Below are 17,804 nucleotides of genomic sequence, written 5' to 3'. Positions count from 1 at the left end.
TCACTCGCCGGCCGCCTCGGGGAACCGGGGTACCGGCAGAGTGAAGATGAAGCGACTGCCCTGGTCGGGCTCGGTCTCCACCCAGATCCGCCCCCCCAGTCGTTGCACGATGTTCTTGCAGATGGCCAGTCCCAGGCCGGTACCCTCCGGCTTGTCGGTGAGGGCATCGCCCACCTGACGGAACTTCTCGAACAGGGTGGGCAGCGCCTCCGCCGGGATTCCCGGGCCGTTGTCCTCCACCTCCACCCGCACACCTCCGTCCCGGGCCGGGCGCAGGCGCAGCACCACCCGTCCGGTTTGCGACGGCGTGAATTTCACCGCATTGGAGAGCAGGTTGATGACCACCTGCATCAGCCGGTCCCGATCCGTGGGTATCCATACAGGCTGTTCCGGCAGCTCCAGTGCCAGGTCCACGCCCTTGTCCCGGAACAGCTGGCCCGTGGTGGTGGCGGCTTCGGTCAGGATCTCCACCAGATCCAGCCGGCGGATGTACCAGCGCATGGCCCCGGACTCCAGCTTGGCCAGATCCAGCACCTGATTGATCAGCCGGGTCAGGCGCTCGCTTTCACTGATGATGATGCCCAGGAACTCCTGGCGCTTTGCCGTCTCCAGATCCGGATGGTCATGCAGGATCTCGGTGAAGGAGCGGATGGAGGTCAGGGGAGTGCGCAGCTCGTGGGTGACGGTGGAGATGAAGTCATCCTTCATGCGATCCAGCTGCTGCAACTGGGCATTGGCGGCCCGCAGCTCGGCGGTGGCCGCCTCCAGCTCCCGGGACTTGGCCTCCAGTTGCTGGCTGTAGGTAATCACCTGGCTGGCCTCGTCGAGGATTTCCATCACCTCTTCCAGACTGACCACATCCCCCTTGGCCACGTTGGAAACCATCACCCGGGCCGAGGCGGTACCGATGGAACCGGCCAGCATGCGTTCACACATGAGGATCAGCTCACCGTCCGCCTCGCGCATGCGGCGAAAGTCCAGTCCACGGGCACGGGCATACTGATGAAAGGCCCGTACCGCCCGCTCCTCGCCCACGAACCGCTTGAGCAGGTCCAGCAGATCCCGCACGGTGGCGGTACCGCGCCAGAAACGGGAGCTGCCGTAGCGATCGGCGGAGAGACGAAACACATCCACGAACAGGTTGGCCTGGATGCGTTCCATGGTGCTCTGGCGGGTAAGCAGGGAGACGGTCACGTAGGCCCCCACGTTCACCAGCATGGACCAGATCAGGGAATGGGTAATCGGGTCCAGCCCCTCCAGTCCGAACAGGGCATAGGGCTTGAGCAGGGCGATCCCCATCAGCCCCTGCTCAACGAACCCCATGGACAGCCAGCCGGACTGGGCAAAGGCCGGCAGCAGCAGGGTATAGAGCCAGACGGCAAATCCCGCCGCCAGGCCTGCCAGCGCCCCCTTCTGGGTGGCACCCTTCCAGAAGATGCCGCCGATGAGGGCCGGGGCGAACTGGGCCACGGCGCAGAAGGACACCAGCCCCATCCCCACCAGGGCCACCATGTCGCCGGTGATCCTGACATAGCCGTAGCCCAGCAGGATGCCCACCAGGATACCCCAGCGCCGCAGATGCAGCAGCAGGCGGGTGAGATCCTTGCGTTGCTGCAGCCGCAGCCAGCGGATGCGCAGCAACACCGGCATCACCAGATCGTTGCAGAGCATGGTGGCCAGGGCCACGGTCTCGACGATGATCATGGCCGTGGCGGCGGACAGCCCGCCCAGAAAGACCATGAGCGCCAGCCACTGCAGGTCCTGGGACAGGGGCAGGGCCAGGACGAAGCTGTCCGGGTGGATCTCCCCATGGCCGAACATCAGCACCCCGGCAAAGGCGATGGGCAGCACGAACAGGTTGATCAGGAACAGATACAGAGGGAACAGCCAGGCGGCCTTGCTCACGTGGCGCTCGTCCACGTTCTCCACCACCGCCACCTGGAACTGCCGCGGCAGGACCAGGATCACCACCATGGACAGCAGGATCAGGGCCACCCAGTTGCCGTAGTCCGCCAGTTCCCCGACCCGGAACAACTCGGCCAGATCCGGGTGCCGGGCCGCCTGGCCGAACAGATCCGCCGGCCCTCCGAAGATCACGAAGGTGATCATGAGGCCGGCGGCCAGGAAGGCCACCAGCTTGACGATGGACTCGAACGCGATGGCCGCCACCATGCCCTGATGATGTTCGGCGGTATCGATGTGCCGGGTACCGAACAGGATGGCGAACAGGGCCAGGATCAGCGCCACGTAGAAGGCGGTGTCCATGTAGAACGGCACACTGTGCATCAGGTCCTGGGCCGTCACCTCCGGATACATGACCATCACCGTAAAGGTGTCGGAAACGGCCTTGAGCTGCAGGGCGATGTAGGGGATCAGCCCCACCAGGGCGATGATGGTGACCAGCCCCCCCAGCAGGGGGCTCTTGCCGTAACGGGAGGCCACGAAGTCCGCGATCGAGGTGATGCGATTGACCTTGGAGATGCGCACCATCTTGCGCAGCACGATCCACCAGACCGCCGCCATGAGGGTAGGACCCAGGTAGATGGGCAGATAGTGGATACCCCCTGGGCCGCCAGGCCCACGCTGCCGTAGAAGGTCCATGAGGTGCAGTACACCGCGATGGACAGGGCGTAGACATAGGGGTTGTTGATAACGCTGCGGCCCTGGTCAGCCCGGCGATCCCCCCAGTAGGCAATGCCGAACAGGATCAGCAGATAGCCCAGGGAAACACCGATGACCAGACTGATGTTCACCGACCGGCCTCATCCTGCTCCGCTGAAGGTTCATCCGTGCCATCCTCGCGGGTCCGGACCACGATCAGCACCACCACCAGGATCACGGTCAACCAGGCCAGATACAGATACAGGAAAAGGACCGGGATGCCCAGCAGGGTACCGGGCACGTCGAAGACAGCCAGCAAAGGCGGAAAGAACAGGGCCAGTCCCAGCATGAAGGCCGCCACATACCGCTCACGGGCACCGCTGGGCGGGGTCATCCGCAGGCCCCGATCACCCTGGGCATCCTCCGGCGACAGCGGCGGCTTCATGGCCTCACACCCCCACGGCCGACCCGTTGCCGTTCTGGTGGCTCAGAGTATGTTCCCGCTGACGCAACTGGGCCGCCATGTTGGAAGAACGCATGACTTCACCAAAGGTATTGAAACCCTGGGACTGCAGGCGCTCGATCAGACGCACCAGCAATTCGGCGGTGGCGACGGCATCCCCCAGGGCGGTATGACGCCCCGAGATGCGGATGCCGTAGCGCTCCAGCAGGGCATCCAGGGAATGGTCTTCCTCTTCATCCTCCACCATCACCGACAGCAGGAGGGTATCCAGTACCGGGTTGTTGAAACTCACCCCGCACTGGGTTTCCTTCATGCTGATGAACTTCATGTCGAAGGCGGCATTGTGGGCCACCATCACCGCATCGCCCACGAAGGCCTTGAACAGGGGTAGCACCTCGGTGACAGGCGGCTTGTCCTGCACCTGGTCATCGGTGATACCGTGGAAACGGATGGACGCGGCCGGGATGGAAAAACCCGGATTGATCAGACGTTCGAAGGTCTCGCCGGTGAGCACCCTGCCCTTGACCACGCGCACGCCGGCAATGGAAATGATCTCGTCCCCCCCCACCGGGTCCAGACCGGTCATCTCGCAGTCGAAGACCACGAAGGTGAGATCCGCAAGCAGGACATCGGCCAGCTCCGGGGTGCCTTCGTGCTCGCGCATGATGCCGAAGTCGTAGAATTCGGGACGCGGCGGCAGGCGCTCGCCCTCGGGCAGGAACTGGGGCCGCTTGGGCACGATCAGGGGCAGACGCAGCAGTGCCTCGCCGGGCAGCCCCGCCTGCTGGCTCCACAATTCGATACCGTGACGGTCCAGGACGTCGCGCACGGTACGGTGGCCCAGCTCCTCGCCGCAGGAGATGTCCAGCCACTGATCCAGCTGCTTGGCCGGCACCACGGGCCCCTTCCAGGAAAGATCCAGATAGATGCGTCGATCCCCGAGCAGGGTTTCCACATGGAAGGTGTCGGCACCGGAAAAGACGTGCAACTCCCTCAGCAGGCATTCCAGCACCCGCACCAGGGACAGACTGTCACCCTGCACCCACAGGGGCTGGCCCACGGGCACCAGGCGCAGGTTCGGCAAATCCTCCAGGCGCCGGGCCACGCAACTGATCAGGTCGGAACTGAAGATGTCGGACATGGGCCAGCGGCCCAGGGCATGGCCCCGGAAGATGGCGGCCAGTTCTTCCAGGCGCCGGCTGAGCTGCTCGCTTTCGGCGCGCATCACATGCTCGAACCGGCGCCGGACCTCGGTGGCCATCTCCGGATGGGCATCCACGGTCTCGGCGGCGGCCCGCAGGTTGCCCACGGCTCCGCGCAGTTCCATGGTCAGGGCGCGACGGATGGCATCCACGTGGGTCAGGGTCTCCACGTCGGCGGAGATGTCCACCAGGGTGATCAGATAGGCACTGGTCTCGCCCCGCGGGTCCAGCATCAGGGCCATGCGCCCCTGCAGGATACGGGTCGCCTCCGCATTGGTACAGACGAAGGATTCGGACAGATCGGCCTGGGACTCCCCCCGGGTGCAACGGCGCCATTCCAGGCGATCCAGGGTATGCATGACCGGCGCCTTCGAGACGACATCGAACAGAGGCCGTCCCAGGCCGACCCGCTCGGGTTCATTCAAAATGGTGACGGCGGACTGGTTGTAGAGCAGCATCTGGTGATTGCGATTGCACACCAGCACACCCTCCGTAAGTCCCTGGAGAATCACCTCCAGCCAGGTCTTCTGCTCATTGATCTGTGCCGTGGCGGACGCCATGGCGCTGCGAATCTCCCGCCGGGAAGCGCGCAGGGCCACCGCCAGGGCGCCGACGCTGTCCGGCAGGCTGCCCATGGCATGCCGGGCGGGCAGGGTGATCTCGGCATCGGCGGAACGGGATTCCAGCAGGGCGCGGACATCCCGGCTCAGCATCCGAGCCGGCCGGAACACCAATCGCCTGAGGAAAAACCAGGTTACGGAAACGGGCACGGCGAACGCCAGTGCCACCAGCAAGGGCGCGCCGAAAAACCGGGTCGGCATCGCCCCCTGCATCAAGGCATCAAAATTTGCCACCACCACCATACCCAGATAGGCAAAGAGAATCTGGGACCACAGAAGTAATGCGACAAGGGTGCGCTTGTCCACGGAGCCGCGCCCTAGGTTTCTGAACCCGGCATATAGGTTCGAACCCGCTCCACCACCTCGCGGGTGGAAAACGGTTTCGTGATGTAGTCATCCGCCCCCATGGCAAGTCCTTTCTCCTTCTCGATCTGCCGTCCCTTGGCGGTGAGCATCAGGATGCGTATGTCCTTCCATTCCGGATTGGCGCGAATGGTCTGACAGACATCGTAACCATCCCGCTTGGGCAACATGACATCCAGCAGGATCACATGGGGGGGATTCTGACGCACGGCTTCCAGCGCGCTTTCACCATCCCGGGCAACGCGCACTTCAAAACCGGCCTCCTTCATCAGAAATTCCAATGAGAGGACGATATTGGGTTCATCGTCCACCACCAGTACGGATTGGGGCGCCATCTCATCCTCCTTATTCTCCTTTTTGAAACCGGGATCATCGCCGGCTTCAATACCTTATTAACCTATGGCTATAAGCTCAAAATAGCACAGGCGGTTGATAGCGTCATGACGCAAGCGCGTGATGCCCCTTCCATGAAGGGGCATCACGGGATCAATCCATGGAAATCACCAGCGGTGATCAGGCTTGTTCAAGGCGCTCCCGGGCCGCGGCGATACGCAGCCTGACCTGACGGGGCGCGGTACCACCATGCAGATCGCGAGCCGCCAGGGAACCCTCCAGGGTCAGTACATCATGCACGTCGGCCTCGATGATGCCGGAAAAACCCCTGAGTTCATCCAGGGACATGTCGGCCAGATCCCTGCCGGTTTCCACGCCCAGACGCACCGCACGACCCACCACCTCATGGGCATCCCGGAAGGGCATGCCCTTGCGCACCAGGTAATCCGCCAGATCAGTGGCGGTGGCAAAGCCGCGGCGGGTGGCGGCACGCATGGCATCGGCACGGACCTGCACATGGGGCATCATGTCGGCAAAGGCCCGCAGGCTGCCGGCCAGGGTGTCCACGGTATCGAACAGGGGCTCCTTGTCTTCCTGGTTGTCCTTGTTATAGGCCAGCGGCTGGGCCTTCATCAGGGTCAGCAGGGCAATGAGATTGCCGTTGACCCGGCCGCTCTTGCCCCGCACCAGTTCGGGTACGTCGGGATTCTTTTTCTGCGGCATGATGGAAGAACCGGTGCAGAACCGGTCCGGCAGATCCACGAAGCCGAACTGGGCGCTGGCCCAGAGGATCAACTCCTCGGAGAAGCGGGACAGGTGGGTCATGATCAGGGCGCCGGCGGCGCAGAACTCAATGGCAAAATCCCGATCGCTCACCGCATCCAGGGAGTTGTCCGTCACCCGGTCGAAACCCAGCAGCTCGGCGGTGTAATGACGGTCCAGAGGGTAGGGGGTGCCGGCCAGGGCGGCAGACCCCAGGGGCAGGACATTGACCCGGCGGCGACAATCCACCATACGGGCGTGGTCCCGCTCCAGCATCTCGAACCAGGCCATCATGTGATGACCGAAGGTCACCGGCTGGGCGGTCTGCAGATGGGTGAAACCGGGCATCACCGTCTCGGCTTCCCGCTCCGCAAGATCCAGCAGACCCCGCTGCAGACGACGGATCTCCGCCAGCAGATGATCGATGGCCTCGCGCAGGTAAAGACGGATGTCCGTGGCCACCTGATCATTGCGCGAGCGCCCCGTGTGCAGCTTCTTGCCCACGTCGCCGATACGCTCGATGAGCCTGGCCTCCACGTTCATGTGAACATCTTCCAGGCTGACCGACCACTCGAATTCTCCCCGCTCCGCCTGGGCCAGGATTTCTTCCAGTCCAGCGACGATACGGCTACATTCTTCCTCCGTCAGCACCCCGACTCTGGCCAGCATGCGGGCATGGGCACAGGACCCCTGGATGTCATGCCGGTAAAGCCTGCGATCAAACTCCACCGAAGCGGTGAAGGCCTCCACGAAGCTGTCGGTTGGCTCCGAAAAGCGGCCGCCCCAGAGTTTGTCTTGCGATGACTTGTCGTTCATAAATAAGGTGCGTATCTCCGGATAACTGGCAAGGAGTATACCATTGAGATACTGTAAGGGAGGAAATCGCCCTCACCACCAGGATCCGAGGGCAGGAGAATCCTTTCTGCTCACTCCACGCAAGGCTGCACAACACAAATTTCCATGAGGCCAAGGCATCCATTACCCCCTGCCGGGGATGAGTCGGGGACGGCGTCCGGTTTCCTCCCCAATTTTTGCGAGAGCAAAACCGTATTCCTGGTCGTGCTCATGGGGCAGCTTCTCGCCTTTGTCCTGACACTGTCCACCGGCGGCGGTCAGCATGGCTTCTGGGTGAATCTGGCGCTTATTTCGCTTTTCGTCCAATGGGTTGCCCTGGGAACCGTACTGGCGCTATGCGCCACGCGCCCCCTGCTGACCCCACTCAGCGCTTTTCAGGCAGCCACCGCTGCCTGGCTGATCACACTGGGCATTACCCTTGCCCTGTCACTTGCATCCCTTGCGATTGGTCGCCAGATCGACTGGGACCATATGAGCACAGGCATCCCGGTCGCCGATTTCCTGACCCGCACGCTCGCCATCAGCGCCATTGTCAGTGCCGTGGCCCTGAGATACCTCTACGTCCAGAGCCAGTGGAAGAATAACCTGGAATCCGAGACGCGCTCCCGGATTCAGGCGCTCCAGGCCCGGATTCGCCCCCACTTTCTGTTCAACAGCATGAACACCATTGCCAGCCTGACCCGGACGCGTCCGGAAGTTGCGGAATCCACCGTGATGGACCTGGCCGATCTTTTCAGGGCAACCCTGTCCAGCAAGGACACGGTCAGTTTTCAGGAAGAGGTCAAACTGACCCAGAATTATCTGCGCATCGAGTCCCTGCGCCTGGGGGACCGCCTCCAGGTGGACTGGCGCATGGAACCATCCGTGGCCCAGGATTTCCCGGTACCCAGCCTCACCCTCCAGCCCCTGCTGGAAAATGCCATCTATCACGGCATCGAGCCCCTGACCGAAGGTGGCTGCGTGCGAGTGGATATCCGGCAACAGGGAGAACGGCTGGACATCACCATCGAAAATCCCATGCCCCCGGAACAGGAACGACGCCGGCGGCCAGGCAACCAGTTTGCCCAGGAAAGCGTCCGCCAGCGTCTGGCCCTGGCCTATCAGGGGAGGGCTCGCATGAATACACTTCAATCCCTGAGCCATTACCGGGTGGACATCTCTTTGCCAAGGAGAATGCCATGAAGGTCATGATCGTGGATGACGAACTGCCGGCCCGGGAGCGCCTCAGTTCCCTGCTGGAAGAGATGGCCGGGTATCAGGTGGTTGCCGTCGCATCCAACGGGGTGCAGGCCGTCCGGCTTGCACAGGAGGTGGAGCCGGACATCATCCTCATGGACATCCGGATGCCCGGCATGGATGGACTGGAGGCCGCAGGGCATATCTCGGGCATGGAGACACCGCCAGCCGTCATCTTCGTCACGGCCTATGAAGAGCATGCTTTTGAGGCGTTCGAAACCCATGCCGTGGGATATCTGCTCAAGCCGGTCAGACGGGAACGCCTGCAGGAGGCCCTGGAACAGGCATGCCGGCCCAACCGCGCCCAACTGGGCAATCTCCATGATCCCTCTGGCCAGCACAGCAATGCCCGCAGCCACATCTGTGCCCGCGTGCGGGGGAATCTGGAGCTGATTCCTGTGAGTTCAGTGCATTTTTTCCAGGCGGATCAGAAATATGTCACTGTTCGCCACGATGGGGGCGAGGTATTGATCGAAGAGCCTCTCAAGGCGCTGGAAGAGGAATTCGCCGACAGCTTTCTGCGCGTGCATCGTAATGCCCTGGTATCAAAAGCCCGCTTTTGCGGTATGGAAAAGAACAGTCAGGGGAGTTTTGAGGTGGTTCTCAAGAACTCCAGGGAGCGACTTGAAGTCAGTCGGCGGCATGTGGCGGAAGTTCGCCGTTTCCTGAAATCCCTGTAGCGGCAAAGGCCCCCGCAAGGCCTGCTCAAGTTGAGGGTGACAGCAAAGAATAGCGGCCCGGGTCAATGAAAGTTGACACAGGCACCTCTGCCGTGTGTGTTGAAAGGCAGACATAATGTATGGTTGCGTTGTACGATACCGCGAACCATTTGAACGGCCACATTTTCACGAGCTTCAAACCCGAAGATGCCAAAAACCGAACTCAAGATCGCCACCCGGAAAAGTCCTCTCGCCCTCTGGCAGGCCGAGGAAGTGGCTGCCCGGGTCACGAAACTGTTTCCCGAGGTCAAGGTGACCCTTGTGAAGCTGTCCACCCAGGGCGACCGCATCCTGGATACCCCGCTGGCGAAAGTGGGCGGCAAGGGGCTCTTCGTCAAGGAGCTGGAGACCGCCATGCTGCAGGGCGAAGCGGACATCGCCGTGCATTCCATGAAGGATGTTCCCATGGAACTGCCCGAGGGCCTGGAACTGCCCGTGATCATGGACCGGGAAGACCCCTGCGACGCCTTCGTCTCCAACAAGTACAAATCCCTGGATGAGCTGCCCGAAGATGCCCGCGTCGGCACTTCCAGCCTGCGCCGCCAGTGCCAGATCCGCGCCCGCTATCCCGGCTTCAAGGTGCTGGACCTGCGCGGCAACGTGAATTCCCGCCTGGCCAAGCTGGATGCCGGTGACTATGATGCCATCATCCTGGCCGCCGCTGGCCTCAAGCGCCTGGGCTTTGCGGATCGCATCACCGCCATCCTCACGCCGGAAGAGAGCCTGCCAGCCATCGGCCAGGGCGCCATCGGCATCGAATGCCGCAGTAATGATCCCGAAGTCATGGAGCTGATCGCGCCGCTGAACGACCCGGATACATTCCTGCGGGTAACCACGGAGCGGGCCTTCAATCGCCGTCTCAACGGCGGCTGCCAGGTTCCCATCGGCGGCTATGCCACCCTGGAGAATGACGGCCTGATCCACATGCGTGGCCTGGTGGGTGAGCCGGACGGTTCCATGGTCTATAGTGGTGCCCTCAATGGCCCCCATGACCAGGCCGAGGCGCTGGGCATCGCCCTGGCGGAGCAGTTGCTGCGCGAGGGGGCCGACAGGATCCTGAACGATCTGGGCCTTGAACCCGAGGCACCACCCGCGGCCCAAGACGACCGGTCATGACATTCGAGGCGTCCATGGACATGACCCCTGCACGGGCAGATTTGCCGCTGCAGGGTGTCACCGTCATGGTGACCCGGCCCGCCCATCAGGCGGAGCCCTTCTGTCGCATGGTGGAGACCGCCGGAGGGCAGGCACTGCGCTTTCCGGTGCTTGCCATTCTGGAGCCCGGAGACGTGGGCGCCCTGAATGCCCTGATTGACCGGCTGGACGAATTCCAGATCGCGGTGTTTGTCAGCCCGAACGCCGTCACCCGGGCCATGAACCTGATCCATGCCCGGCGGACCCTGCCCGAAGACCTGAAGCTGGCCACGGTGGGGATCAAGTCCGCCAAGGCACTGGAACGCTTCGGGCACCGGGTGCATATCTGCCCGCCCAGCCGGTTTGACAGCGAAGCCCTGCTGGAAGAACCGGAACTGCAGGATGTCCAGGGCAAGAATGTCGTGATCTTTCGCGGCGACGGGGGCCGTGAATTGCTAGGTGCTACACTCACTGCTCGGGGCGCGAGGGTGACCTTTGCCGAGACCTACCGACGGGGCATGCCGGATGCCGACACCGGCCGGCTCCTGCGCCAGTGGTCCCGGGGAGACATCCACGTGATTACGATTACCAGCGCCGAGGGGCTGCGCAACCTGTACGAGATGGTCGGCCAGGCAGGGCGGCTCTGGCTTCGCAACACCCCGCTGGTAGTGGGCTGCGAACGCATGCTGGATACGGCACGGGAGATGGGCTTCACGGAATCCCCAGTGGTGGCCGACGATCCCAGCGATGAATCCATGCTGGTGGCCGTGCAGAAATGGGCTGAAAAGAGGAAGCAAACTCATGAGTAGATCTAGATCCAAAGACAGGGCCAGAGGCAAGAACAAGCCGCAGGCAACCGGTGCCGGTGCACCGGACGAGTTGAAGGAAACATCTTCCAGCAGGGGGCGGCCACTGACCGGCACCGTCGAGAGTGCTGCCTCCGGCGATGATAACGCTGCATCCAACGCTGACTCCAAGGAACGCGACCCGATCGAAGGCAAGGTTCGCAGCGTATCCACTTCTGATGAGCAACCGGCGGGAGCGGCCGGCGCCTCCGGGACATCCCAGCCCGGATCAGGCAACCCCGAATCTCCCGCATCCGAAACAGCCGCGGCCGGGGGCAGTGCGTCCGATGCACCCAAGGCCGGGGCCGACCCATCCCAAACCCCAAAGCCCGAGGCATCTAAACCCGTGGACAACAAACCAGAAACCCCGAAGACCGACTCGCCAAAAGCCGGGTCCGACAAATCCGAACCGGTAAAGTCCAGTACCGGCACCACCAAGACCGAACCGCCGAAGCCTGCTGCTTCCGCCCCTGCCGCTGCCAAGCCGGCAACCGGCCCGGGTTCCAACGGCGGCGGTCGCGTCCCGCCCACGCCTCCGGGTGCCGGTGGCAACGGAAGTGGCCGCAGCAGCAAAATGCCGCTGATCGTCGGTGGCGTGGCCCTGGTGCTGGCCCTGGGTATCGGCATGAACGCCGCGTCCAACGCCAACAAGGCCCAGGACATGGTCAATGCCACCAATGACCGCCTGAGCACCGCCCTGCGCGAACTCAACCAGATGCAGGAACGCACCCAGGCCCTGCCGGACACCATCAGCCGTCTGGAAAGGGAAGTGCGCGATGAACTGGCCCAGGCCCTGGAAAAGGCCCGCAACGATGTGGCCGGCATCGAGCAGCGTCAGGTCCGCCGCCTGGAAACCCTGGAGGAAGGTCTGACCGCCCTGCAGGATGACTCCGCGCGTCCTCACCGCGAATGGCAGGTGGCCGAGGTGCGTTACCTGATGCGCATTGCCGATCACCGCCTGAGCCTGATGGATGATGCACAGGGTGCCCTGGCCGCACTCAATGCCGCCGACGAAATGCTCAAGGCCATCGGTGATCCGCGCTTCGGTGAAGTGCGCGACGCCATCGCCCTCGAGAAGCAGGCCCTGGAAAGCTATGACGGCACCCAGGTGAGCCAGCTGGTCGCCGAGCTGGAGCAGATCACCGCCGAGCTCAAGCCCATGCCGCTGAAGATGCCCGAGGCCGAAAACGGCGCAGCCCGCCTGCTGATGGTCAATGGCGAGCCCGCCGAAGACGCCGCCTGGTGGGAGCGTGCCTACTTCCAGGTCATGAACGAACTGAACCAGCACGTCACCGTGCGCCGTCACGCTCAGCCCGTTCGCTCCATGCCGGATGCCGACGCTGAACTGTTCATGCGTCAGGTACTGGCCCTGCGCATCGAGTCCGCCCGTCTGGCCGCCCTGCGTCTGGATGCCGAGGACTACCGCGCCAACCTGAAGGGTGCCCAGGAACTGCTGGTGGAGTACTTCGCCTCCGAGCCGGTCGCACCCTTGCTGAAGCGTCTGCAGGACCTGGAACAACGGGAACTGCGCGCCGAACGGCCCGATATCAGTGGCTCTCTTGAGAAGCTCAGCGGGCTGGAGGGGTAATCAATGAAATCTCTGATCGTCATTTTTCTGGTTCTGATCGTATCCGCCGTGGCCACCCTCATGTTCATGGAGGAGCCCGGTTACGTCCTGTTTGCCTACGCTGACATGAGCCTGCAGACCTCCATGGCCTTCTTCATCATCGCCCTGGTGGTGATCCTGGCCGTGGTCTATGGCCTGATCCGCTTCCTGGTGGGTGTGTTCGGCCTGCCCGGTCGCATGAGCGAGAAGCGTCAGCAGAAGAAGGCCGTGGCCTGTCAGCGCGGTCTGGCCCTGGGCCTGGCCGAGATGACCGAAGGCCGCTACTCCAAGGCCGAGAAGCTGCTGGTACAGTCCGCCAAGCGTGGTGACTCCCCCATGCTGAACTATCTGTCCGCCGCCCGTGCGGCCCAGATGCAGGGGGCTTACGACCGTCGTGACGAGTACCTGCGTCAGGCTTCCCAGTCCGGCAGCAACACCGAAGTGGCCGTGGGCCTGACCCAGGCCGAACTGCAGATCGCCCACGGCGAGCACGCCCAGGCCATCAGCACCTTGCGTCATCTGAACGATGTGGCCCCGGGTAATCAGCAGTTGCTGCGTCTCAAGGCCCGTCTGTGCCAGGAAGTGGGCGACAGCGAGTCGCTGATGGGGCTGATGCCCGATCTGCGCAAGGCCAAGGCCTTTGATAACGAAACCCTGGAAAAACTGGAAGCAGAAGCCTTCAGTGCCCAGGCCCGTGAAATCGCTGCCGCCAACGAACTGGGCAAGCTGGAAGGCATCTGGGTGAACCTGCCCAAGGTCTCCCGCAACAACCCGGGCATGGTCGCCGCCTACGCCCAGGCCCTCGTGGCCATGAACGAGGCCGACCGTGCCGAAGCCGTCCTGCGTGCCGCCATCAAGCAGCATTGGGATCAGAACCTGGTACACCTCTACGGCAAGCTGGCCGTGAACGACGTCAGCCGTGCCATCGGTTATGCCGAAGGCTGGCTGCGTGACCACCGTCGTGATGCCGTGCTTCTGCTTGCCCTGGGACGCCTGTGCAAACTGGCCAAGGTGTGGGGCAAGGCCCGTGGGTACCTTGAGTCCAGCATCAGCGCCAAGGCCAGCCCGGAAGCCTATCGTGAGCTGGGTGAGCTGCTGGATCAGGTGGGTGAAGAAAAGCTGGCTCAGGACGCCTACCGCAAGGGCCTGCAACTGGCCGTGGACGGCGCCGAAGCGGAAGCCGCTCCAGTGGCCGCCGCCCAGCCCGCCAAGAAGGGCAAGAAGGTCGCCAAGGGTGGCACCGCCGCCCTGCCGAGCCTGAGCTCCGGCACCGCCTGAAGTATCAGGCAATCACCGGTCACCCGCCCCTGAAGAAGAGGCGGGAGCCGGTTCAGGCAGTACCCATGGGCCGCCGGGATCTTTCCGGCGGCCCTTTTCTTTTGCCGGCATGTCCGTCGACAGGCCTACAAACATGGATTTCCGGGATCGATTGCTATTTACTAGTCAATAGCCCCATCTGCCGACAGGAACGAACTGATGAAACCAGTACTGATCATGGGCTGCGGGTACGTGGGCGAGCGGGTTGCCCACCGGCTCAACCACTCAGGTCGCCGGGTCACCGCAGTGGTGAGAAACCCGGAGCGTGCGGAGTATCTCCGGTCCCAGGGGATCGAAGCCCTGCTTGCCGATCTGGATACCGGTGATAGGCTTGAGGCGTTGCCGTTGGCCGGGGCGCTGGTCCTGCATAGTGCCCCGCCTCCCAACGAAGGCATCGAAGACCCCCGCACGGGGACGTTAGTGGAACTGTGTCGACGCCTGCCGCCGGACAACATTGTCTACATCAGCACTACGGGTGTTTACGGTGACCAGGGGGGAGGGCAGGTGGATGAACTGACCGAGCCCACCCCACAGACGGATCGGGGCCGGCGGCGTCTGGACGCGGAGCGGCGTCTGACCGCATTGATGCAGGAGACCGGCATCCCGGTAGTGATCCTGCGCGCACCCGGCATCTACGGCCCCGGCCGCCTGCCGATTGACCGCATTCTGAAAGGAGAGCCGGTCATCTGTCCGGATGAAGCCAGCCCTGGAAATCGCATCCATGCGGACGATCTGGCAGCCTTGTGCGTAGCTGCACTGGATCACGGTGCCGCCGGCAAGATCTATAACGTGGGTGACGGCGACCATCGATCCATGACTGAATTCGTCCATGCCACCGCCGATGCCGCCGGCCTGGAACGCCCGCCCAGTGTGAGTTTTGCCGAAGCCGAACGACTCATCCCACCAGGCATGATGTCGTACCTGCGGGAATCACGCGTGGTGCTGTGTGGCCGTGCGCCGGTGGAACTGGGAGTCGATCTGCTGTATCCGCGCATGGAGGCGGGTATCAAGGCTTCCCTGGACGCGGAGCAGGCCTCGGAGCTGGCCGGCACGGCAGTCCATCCCTACCGCATCAGCCGCAAGTCACTGGGGCATTGAGCGGGCGGAAGCTGCCCGCGCATTGCCTCGGCTCCCGGATGATGGCAGCATCCCGGGGCCTGCGAACACAGACAACAAGAGAACTTGCCGTGATCAGGAAAAACCCCAGCGGACATATCCCCAAGGTGGCCGAATCCGCCTTTGTCGATCCCACCGCCATCATCTGCGGCAAGGTGGTGATCGGCGAAAATGTCTTCATCGGACCCTATGCGGTGATCCGCGCCGATGAACTCAATGCCGATGGTGACATGGAGCCCATCATCATCGGTGACAACTCCAACATCCAGGACGGGGTGGTGATCCATTCCAAATCCGGTGCCGCGGTCACCATCGGCGAAAACTCCTCCATTGCCCATCGTTCCATCATTCACGGCCCCTGTCATATTGCCAACCGGGTCTTCATCGGCTTCAACACCGTGCTGTTCAACTGCAAGGTAGGAGAAGGCTCCGTGATCCGACACAACTCGGTAGTGGAAGACTGCGAAGTCCCGGCGTCCTTCTACATCCCGTCCACCAGCAATGTTCACTCCGAGACAGACCTGGCCCAGATCCAGCCGGTGACACCGGACGCTTCAAGCTTTTCCGAAGATGTGGCCCAGACCAACGTCCGACTGGTTCAGGGTTACAAGCAGATTCAGAACGAGCTTTGAACCACCTGATGCCCGTGCCCCCGCCTGCGAGTACCGTGCTGCTGATTTCCAGGGGAGGGGCCGGGGTCGAGGCATCTCTCGGAGGGATCGAGTCGGCCATCCTGCAGCGGGCGGGCAACCGTCCCCCGCAGCTACTCCGTTTCTCCCTCCCGGCAGGGCAGGGACGTGATGATCGGGAGGCCTTGGTCCGTGTATTGACGGATCTGGCCATGGGAGGTCATGGGCGTGTCGGTGTCACGGGACTTTTCGTTGTCCCCGGCCATGAATATCACCTCATGCGACGCACACTCCGGGCGGCCTGCGAGGCGGTTTCCGGGATTGAAGTTCAGGTGACTCCCCCACTGCTCTCCACCTGCGCCTCGCTGGAGGCGGTGGTCAAGGCGCTGCTGGAAGGGCTTCCGACCGAAAGAATGCCTGGAGAAGCCGTCATTTTCGTGGGCCACGGTCATCGCGCGGGACGCTGTGATCTGCATTACCAGGCCCTGGCCCATGCACTGAACCGGATGGAGCCCGATGTTCATCTGGGGTGCCTGGGGGGCGGCCTTTCCTTTGCAGACCTGAAGTCCCGGCTACTGTCGCAAGGATATCGGCGTGCCTTCCTGCTGCCGCTCATGATGTCCACCGCCGGCCATGCGCGCCGCGACATGGCGGGTCCGGACCCGGACAGCTGGCAATCCCGGCTGGAGGCCGAAGGCGTGACCTGCACGCCCGTCTTCAAGGGACTGGGGGAGTACCCCGGAATCGCTGCCTGGATCGCCGGGCAAGCCCTGGCCACGCTGGAGTAATCAATCAGCAATCGGGCGGAAGATAATCACTGATCATGCATTCATCCACCAGCCTGACCGCATCACAGGCATCTGCTGCCCAGAGATCGGCACCGATGGCCAGAGCCAGGGACGGCACCCGGTTGATCAGCATGCCGCCCACCAGGATCAGTGGATATGTTCCTGTCTGATGCCCCCGTATCTCCTCGACCAGGCTGCGCACAGGCCAAAGATGCTGCGGCAATGAGGCCGTCAATCCCACCAGATGAGGGTCAAAATCCTGGATCTGCCCCAGCAGGGATTCCAGCGGCACATCCGCGCCCAGAAACTGCACGGACCATCCCGCCATTTCAAAGGCATCCGCAATCATCCGCAAACCCAGGACATGCCGGTTGCCGGGGGGTGCGGCAAACAGCGCCCGCCGGCCATTCCCAAGGGAAGGGGGCTGCTTGAACAGCAATTGCGCCATGGCATCCTGAGCCGTTGTGGTGGCAAGATGTTCCCTGGCCACGGAAAGCCGGTTGGCATGCCATTCATGGCCCACCTGATACAGTGCCGGCTGCAACAACCGGCGCTCCGCCTCCATCAGGCTGTTCCCTTCGGACAATGCCTCCTCAATCAACATGCAGACCGTACTTCGATCACCACGAATCAATGCCTGCATCATCTTTCCGGCGGCAGGCTCCAGCACAATCGCCTCATCCTCGAAAGTCCCGCCATTGTCTTCACACAAAATCATCGCTGCATGGTTGAGCAGATCGGTCATGCATTGTCGATTCTCACCATAAAGATACCTTGACAGGCAAATCTTCATCTCCTCCAGTGCATAAAGCACTGCCTCGGTAGATAGACCACGGCGTTGCAGCAGGGCAGACAGCCAGCGCAGGCAGTCTTCAAGAGGTTCGAGAATGCCAAAAACCAACGCCGGGCGGATAAACTCCAGCAGGAAGGTCAGCTCCTCCCGGCACCGATCGGAACCAAAGGCCCCACCGTCGACATAGATTTCCGGGAAGCGTGCCGTGATACGATGGCTGGAAAAGCGGATGAGTTCTTCCCTGTGATACTCAAACTGCCGCACCCCCTCTTCATCCAACCTGAATCGACCACTATGGACGCTGCATCCGGTAGCTGTTCGAGCCATGCGAGTCTTCAAAAAGACACTCCCGCCAAACAAAAAACAATTCTCAACATGCGTATAACCGACGTGAAGTAAGTATTTCCCATGGCGCCCGTTTT

Annotated in this window: 15 protein-coding genes; 9 read left to right on the top strand and 6 right to left on the bottom strand. The window is 62.6% G+C overall.

From position 1 onward, the window contains the following. The 5 genes from CKO35_RS00720 to argH all read right to left on the bottom strand — a co-directional run bounded on the left by CKO35_RS00720 (nt 1) and on the right by argH (nt 7,160). Entirely contained in the window at nt 1-2,601 is a 2,601-nt protein-coding gene (locus tag CKO35_RS00720) for an ATP-binding protein (RefSeq protein ID WP_242466937.1), read from the bottom strand. 148 nt (nt 2,602-2,749) lie between these two features. Next, nucleotides 2,750-3,046 carry a hypothetical protein gene (locus tag CKO35_RS00715; RefSeq protein WP_200171548.1) on the bottom strand — a complete coding sequence of 99 codons (297 nt, stop codon included), beginning with the start codon at nt 3,044-3,046 and terminating at the stop codon, nt 2,750-2,752. A 4-nt stretch (nt 3,047-3,050) separates the two neighbouring features. After that, nucleotides 3,051-5,192 carry an exonuclease domain-containing protein gene (locus CKO35_RS00710; protein WP_200171546.1) on the bottom strand — a complete coding sequence of 714 codons (2,142 nt, stop codon included), beginning with the start codon at nt 5,190-5,192 and terminating at the stop codon, nt 3,051-3,053. A gap of 11 nt (nt 5,193-5,203) precedes the next feature. After that, a complete protein-coding gene (locus CKO35_RS00705) occupies nt 5,204-5,584 on the bottom strand; it encodes a response regulator transcription factor (protein WP_200171545.1) in 381 nt (126 codons plus the stop codon). 178 nt (nt 5,585-5,762) lie between these two features. Further along, complete coding sequence (gene argH, locus CKO35_RS00700; RefSeq protein ID WP_200171543.1) at nt 5,763-7,160, bottom strand: argininosuccinate lyase; 1,398 nt, start codon at nt 7,158-7,160, stop codon at nt 5,763-5,765. Between the two features lie 249 nt (nt 7,161-7,409). On the opposite strand from argH, the gene CKO35_RS00695 reads away from it, so the two are divergent. From CKO35_RS00695 to CKO35_RS00655, 9 genes are all read left to right on the top strand, one after another. Continuing rightward, the gene (locus CKO35_RS00695) at nt 7,410-8,381 is read left to right on the top strand and encodes a sensor histidine kinase (RefSeq protein WP_242466936.1); all 972 of its coding nucleotides are present in this window, start codon (nt 7,410-7,412) and stop codon (nt 8,379-8,381) included. After that, nucleotides 8,378-9,115 carry a LytR/AlgR family response regulator transcription factor gene (locus tag CKO35_RS00690; protein ID WP_200171539.1) on the top strand — a complete coding sequence of 246 codons (738 nt, stop codon included), beginning with the start codon at nt 8,378-8,380 and terminating at the stop codon, nt 9,113-9,115. The genes CKO35_RS00695 and CKO35_RS00690 overlap by 4 nt, the downstream gene beginning before the upstream one ends. A 186-nt stretch (nt 9,116-9,301) precedes the next feature. After that, nucleotides 9,302-10,270, top strand: a complete 969-nt coding sequence (gene hemC, locus CKO35_RS00685) for a hydroxymethylbilane synthase (protein WP_200171537.1) — start codon at nt 9,302-9,304, stop codon at nt 10,268-10,270. Beyond that, the gene (locus tag CKO35_RS00680) at nt 10,267-11,097 is read left to right on the top strand and encodes a uroporphyrinogen-III synthase (RefSeq protein ID WP_242466935.1); all 831 of its coding nucleotides are present in this window, start codon (nt 10,267-10,269) and stop codon (nt 11,095-11,097) included. Before hemC ends, CKO35_RS00680 begins: the two co-directional genes overlap by 4 nt. 382 nt (nt 11,098-11,479) lie before the next feature. Next, nucleotides 11,480-12,721: a uroporphyrinogen-III C-methyltransferase gene (locus CKO35_RS17845; protein ID WP_200171535.1), complete on the top strand. Its 1,242-nt coding sequence runs from the start codon at nt 11,480-11,482 to the stop codon at nt 12,719-12,721. Between the two features lie 3 nt (nt 12,722-12,724). After that, a complete protein-coding gene (locus CKO35_RS00670) occupies nt 12,725-14,017 on the top strand; it encodes a heme biosynthesis HemY N-terminal domain-containing protein (RefSeq protein ID WP_200171533.1) in 1,293 nt (430 codons plus the stop codon). A gap of 198 nt (nt 14,018-14,215) precedes the next feature. Beyond that, nucleotides 14,216-15,154 (top strand): SDR family oxidoreductase, encoded by a 939-nt coding sequence (locus tag CKO35_RS00665; protein WP_200171531.1) that lies wholly within the window; start codon nt 14,216-14,218, stop codon nt 15,152-15,154. An 89-nt stretch (nt 15,155-15,243) separates the two neighbouring features. Continuing rightward, nucleotides 15,244-15,804, top strand: coding sequence for an LbetaH domain-containing protein (locus CKO35_RS00660; protein ID WP_200171529.1), 561 nt, complete (start codon nt 15,244-15,246; stop codon nt 15,802-15,804). Between the two features lie 8 nt (nt 15,805-15,812). After that, entirely contained in the window at nt 15,813-16,589 is a 777-nt protein-coding gene (locus CKO35_RS00655) for a sirohydrochlorin cobaltochelatase (RefSeq protein WP_200171527.1), read from the top strand. 4 nt (nt 16,590-16,593) lie between these two features. On the opposite strand, the gene CKO35_RS00650 is transcribed toward CKO35_RS00655, so the two are convergent. Beyond that, on the bottom strand, nt 16,594-17,709 hold the full coding sequence (locus tag CKO35_RS00650; protein WP_200171525.1) for a cobalamin B12-binding domain-containing protein: 1,116 nt from the start codon (nt 17,707-17,709) through the stop codon (nt 16,594-16,596). Between the last annotated feature and the right edge of the window lie 95 nt (nt 17,710-17,804).

Source organism: Ectothiorhodospira shaposhnikovii, assembly GCF_016584105.1.
GTDB lineage: Bacteria > Pseudomonadota > Gammaproteobacteria > Ectothiorhodospirales > Ectothiorhodospiraceae > Ectothiorhodospira > Ectothiorhodospira shaposhnikovii.
The sequence above is the reverse complement of the archived record's forward strand: the minus strand, read 5'-3'. Positions and strand labels throughout refer to the sequence as shown.

Coding starts and splice junctions, on each gene's coding strand:
- argH (WP_200171543.1), bottom strand. CDS start 7,160: ATGAACGACAAGTCATCGCAAGACAAACTCTGGGGCGGCCGCTTTTCG.
- CKO35_RS00680 (WP_242466935.1), top strand. CDS start 10,267: ATGACATTCGAGGCGTCCATGGACATGACCCCTGCACGGGCAGATTTG.
- CKO35_RS00720 (WP_242466937.1), bottom strand. CDS start 2,601: ATGGACCTTCTACGGCAGCGTGGGCCTGGCGGCCCAGGGGGTATCCAC.
- CKO35_RS00665 (WP_200171531.1), top strand. CDS start 14,216: ATGAAACCAGTACTGATCATGGGCTGCGGGTACGTGGGCGAGCGGGTT.
- CKO35_RS00690 (WP_200171539.1), top strand. CDS start 8,378: ATGAAGGTCATGATCGTGGATGACGAACTGCCGGCCCGGGAGCGCCTC.
- CKO35_RS00655 (WP_200171527.1), top strand. CDS start 15,813: ATGCCCGTGCCCCCGCCTGCGAGTACCGTGCTGCTGATTTCCAGGGGA.
- CKO35_RS00705 (WP_200171545.1), bottom strand. CDS start 5,584: ATGGCGCCCCAATCCGTACTGGTGGTGGACGATGAACCCAATATCGTC.
- CKO35_RS00650 (WP_200171525.1), bottom strand. CDS start 17,709: ATGGCTCGAACAGCTACCGGATGCAGCGTCCATAGTGGTCGATTCAGG.
- CKO35_RS00695 (WP_242466936.1), top strand. CDS start 7,410: ATGGGGCAGCTTCTCGCCTTTGTCCTGACACTGTCCACCGGCGGCGGT.
- CKO35_RS00670 (WP_200171533.1), top strand. CDS start 12,725: ATGAAATCTCTGATCGTCATTTTTCTGGTTCTGATCGTATCCGCCGTG.
- CKO35_RS00715 (WP_200171548.1), bottom strand. CDS start 3,046: ATGAAGCCGCCGCTGTCGCCGGAGGATGCCCAGGGTGATCGGGGCCTG.
- hemC (WP_200171537.1), top strand. CDS start 9,302: ATGCCAAAAACCGAACTCAAGATCGCCACCCGGAAAAGTCCTCTCGCC.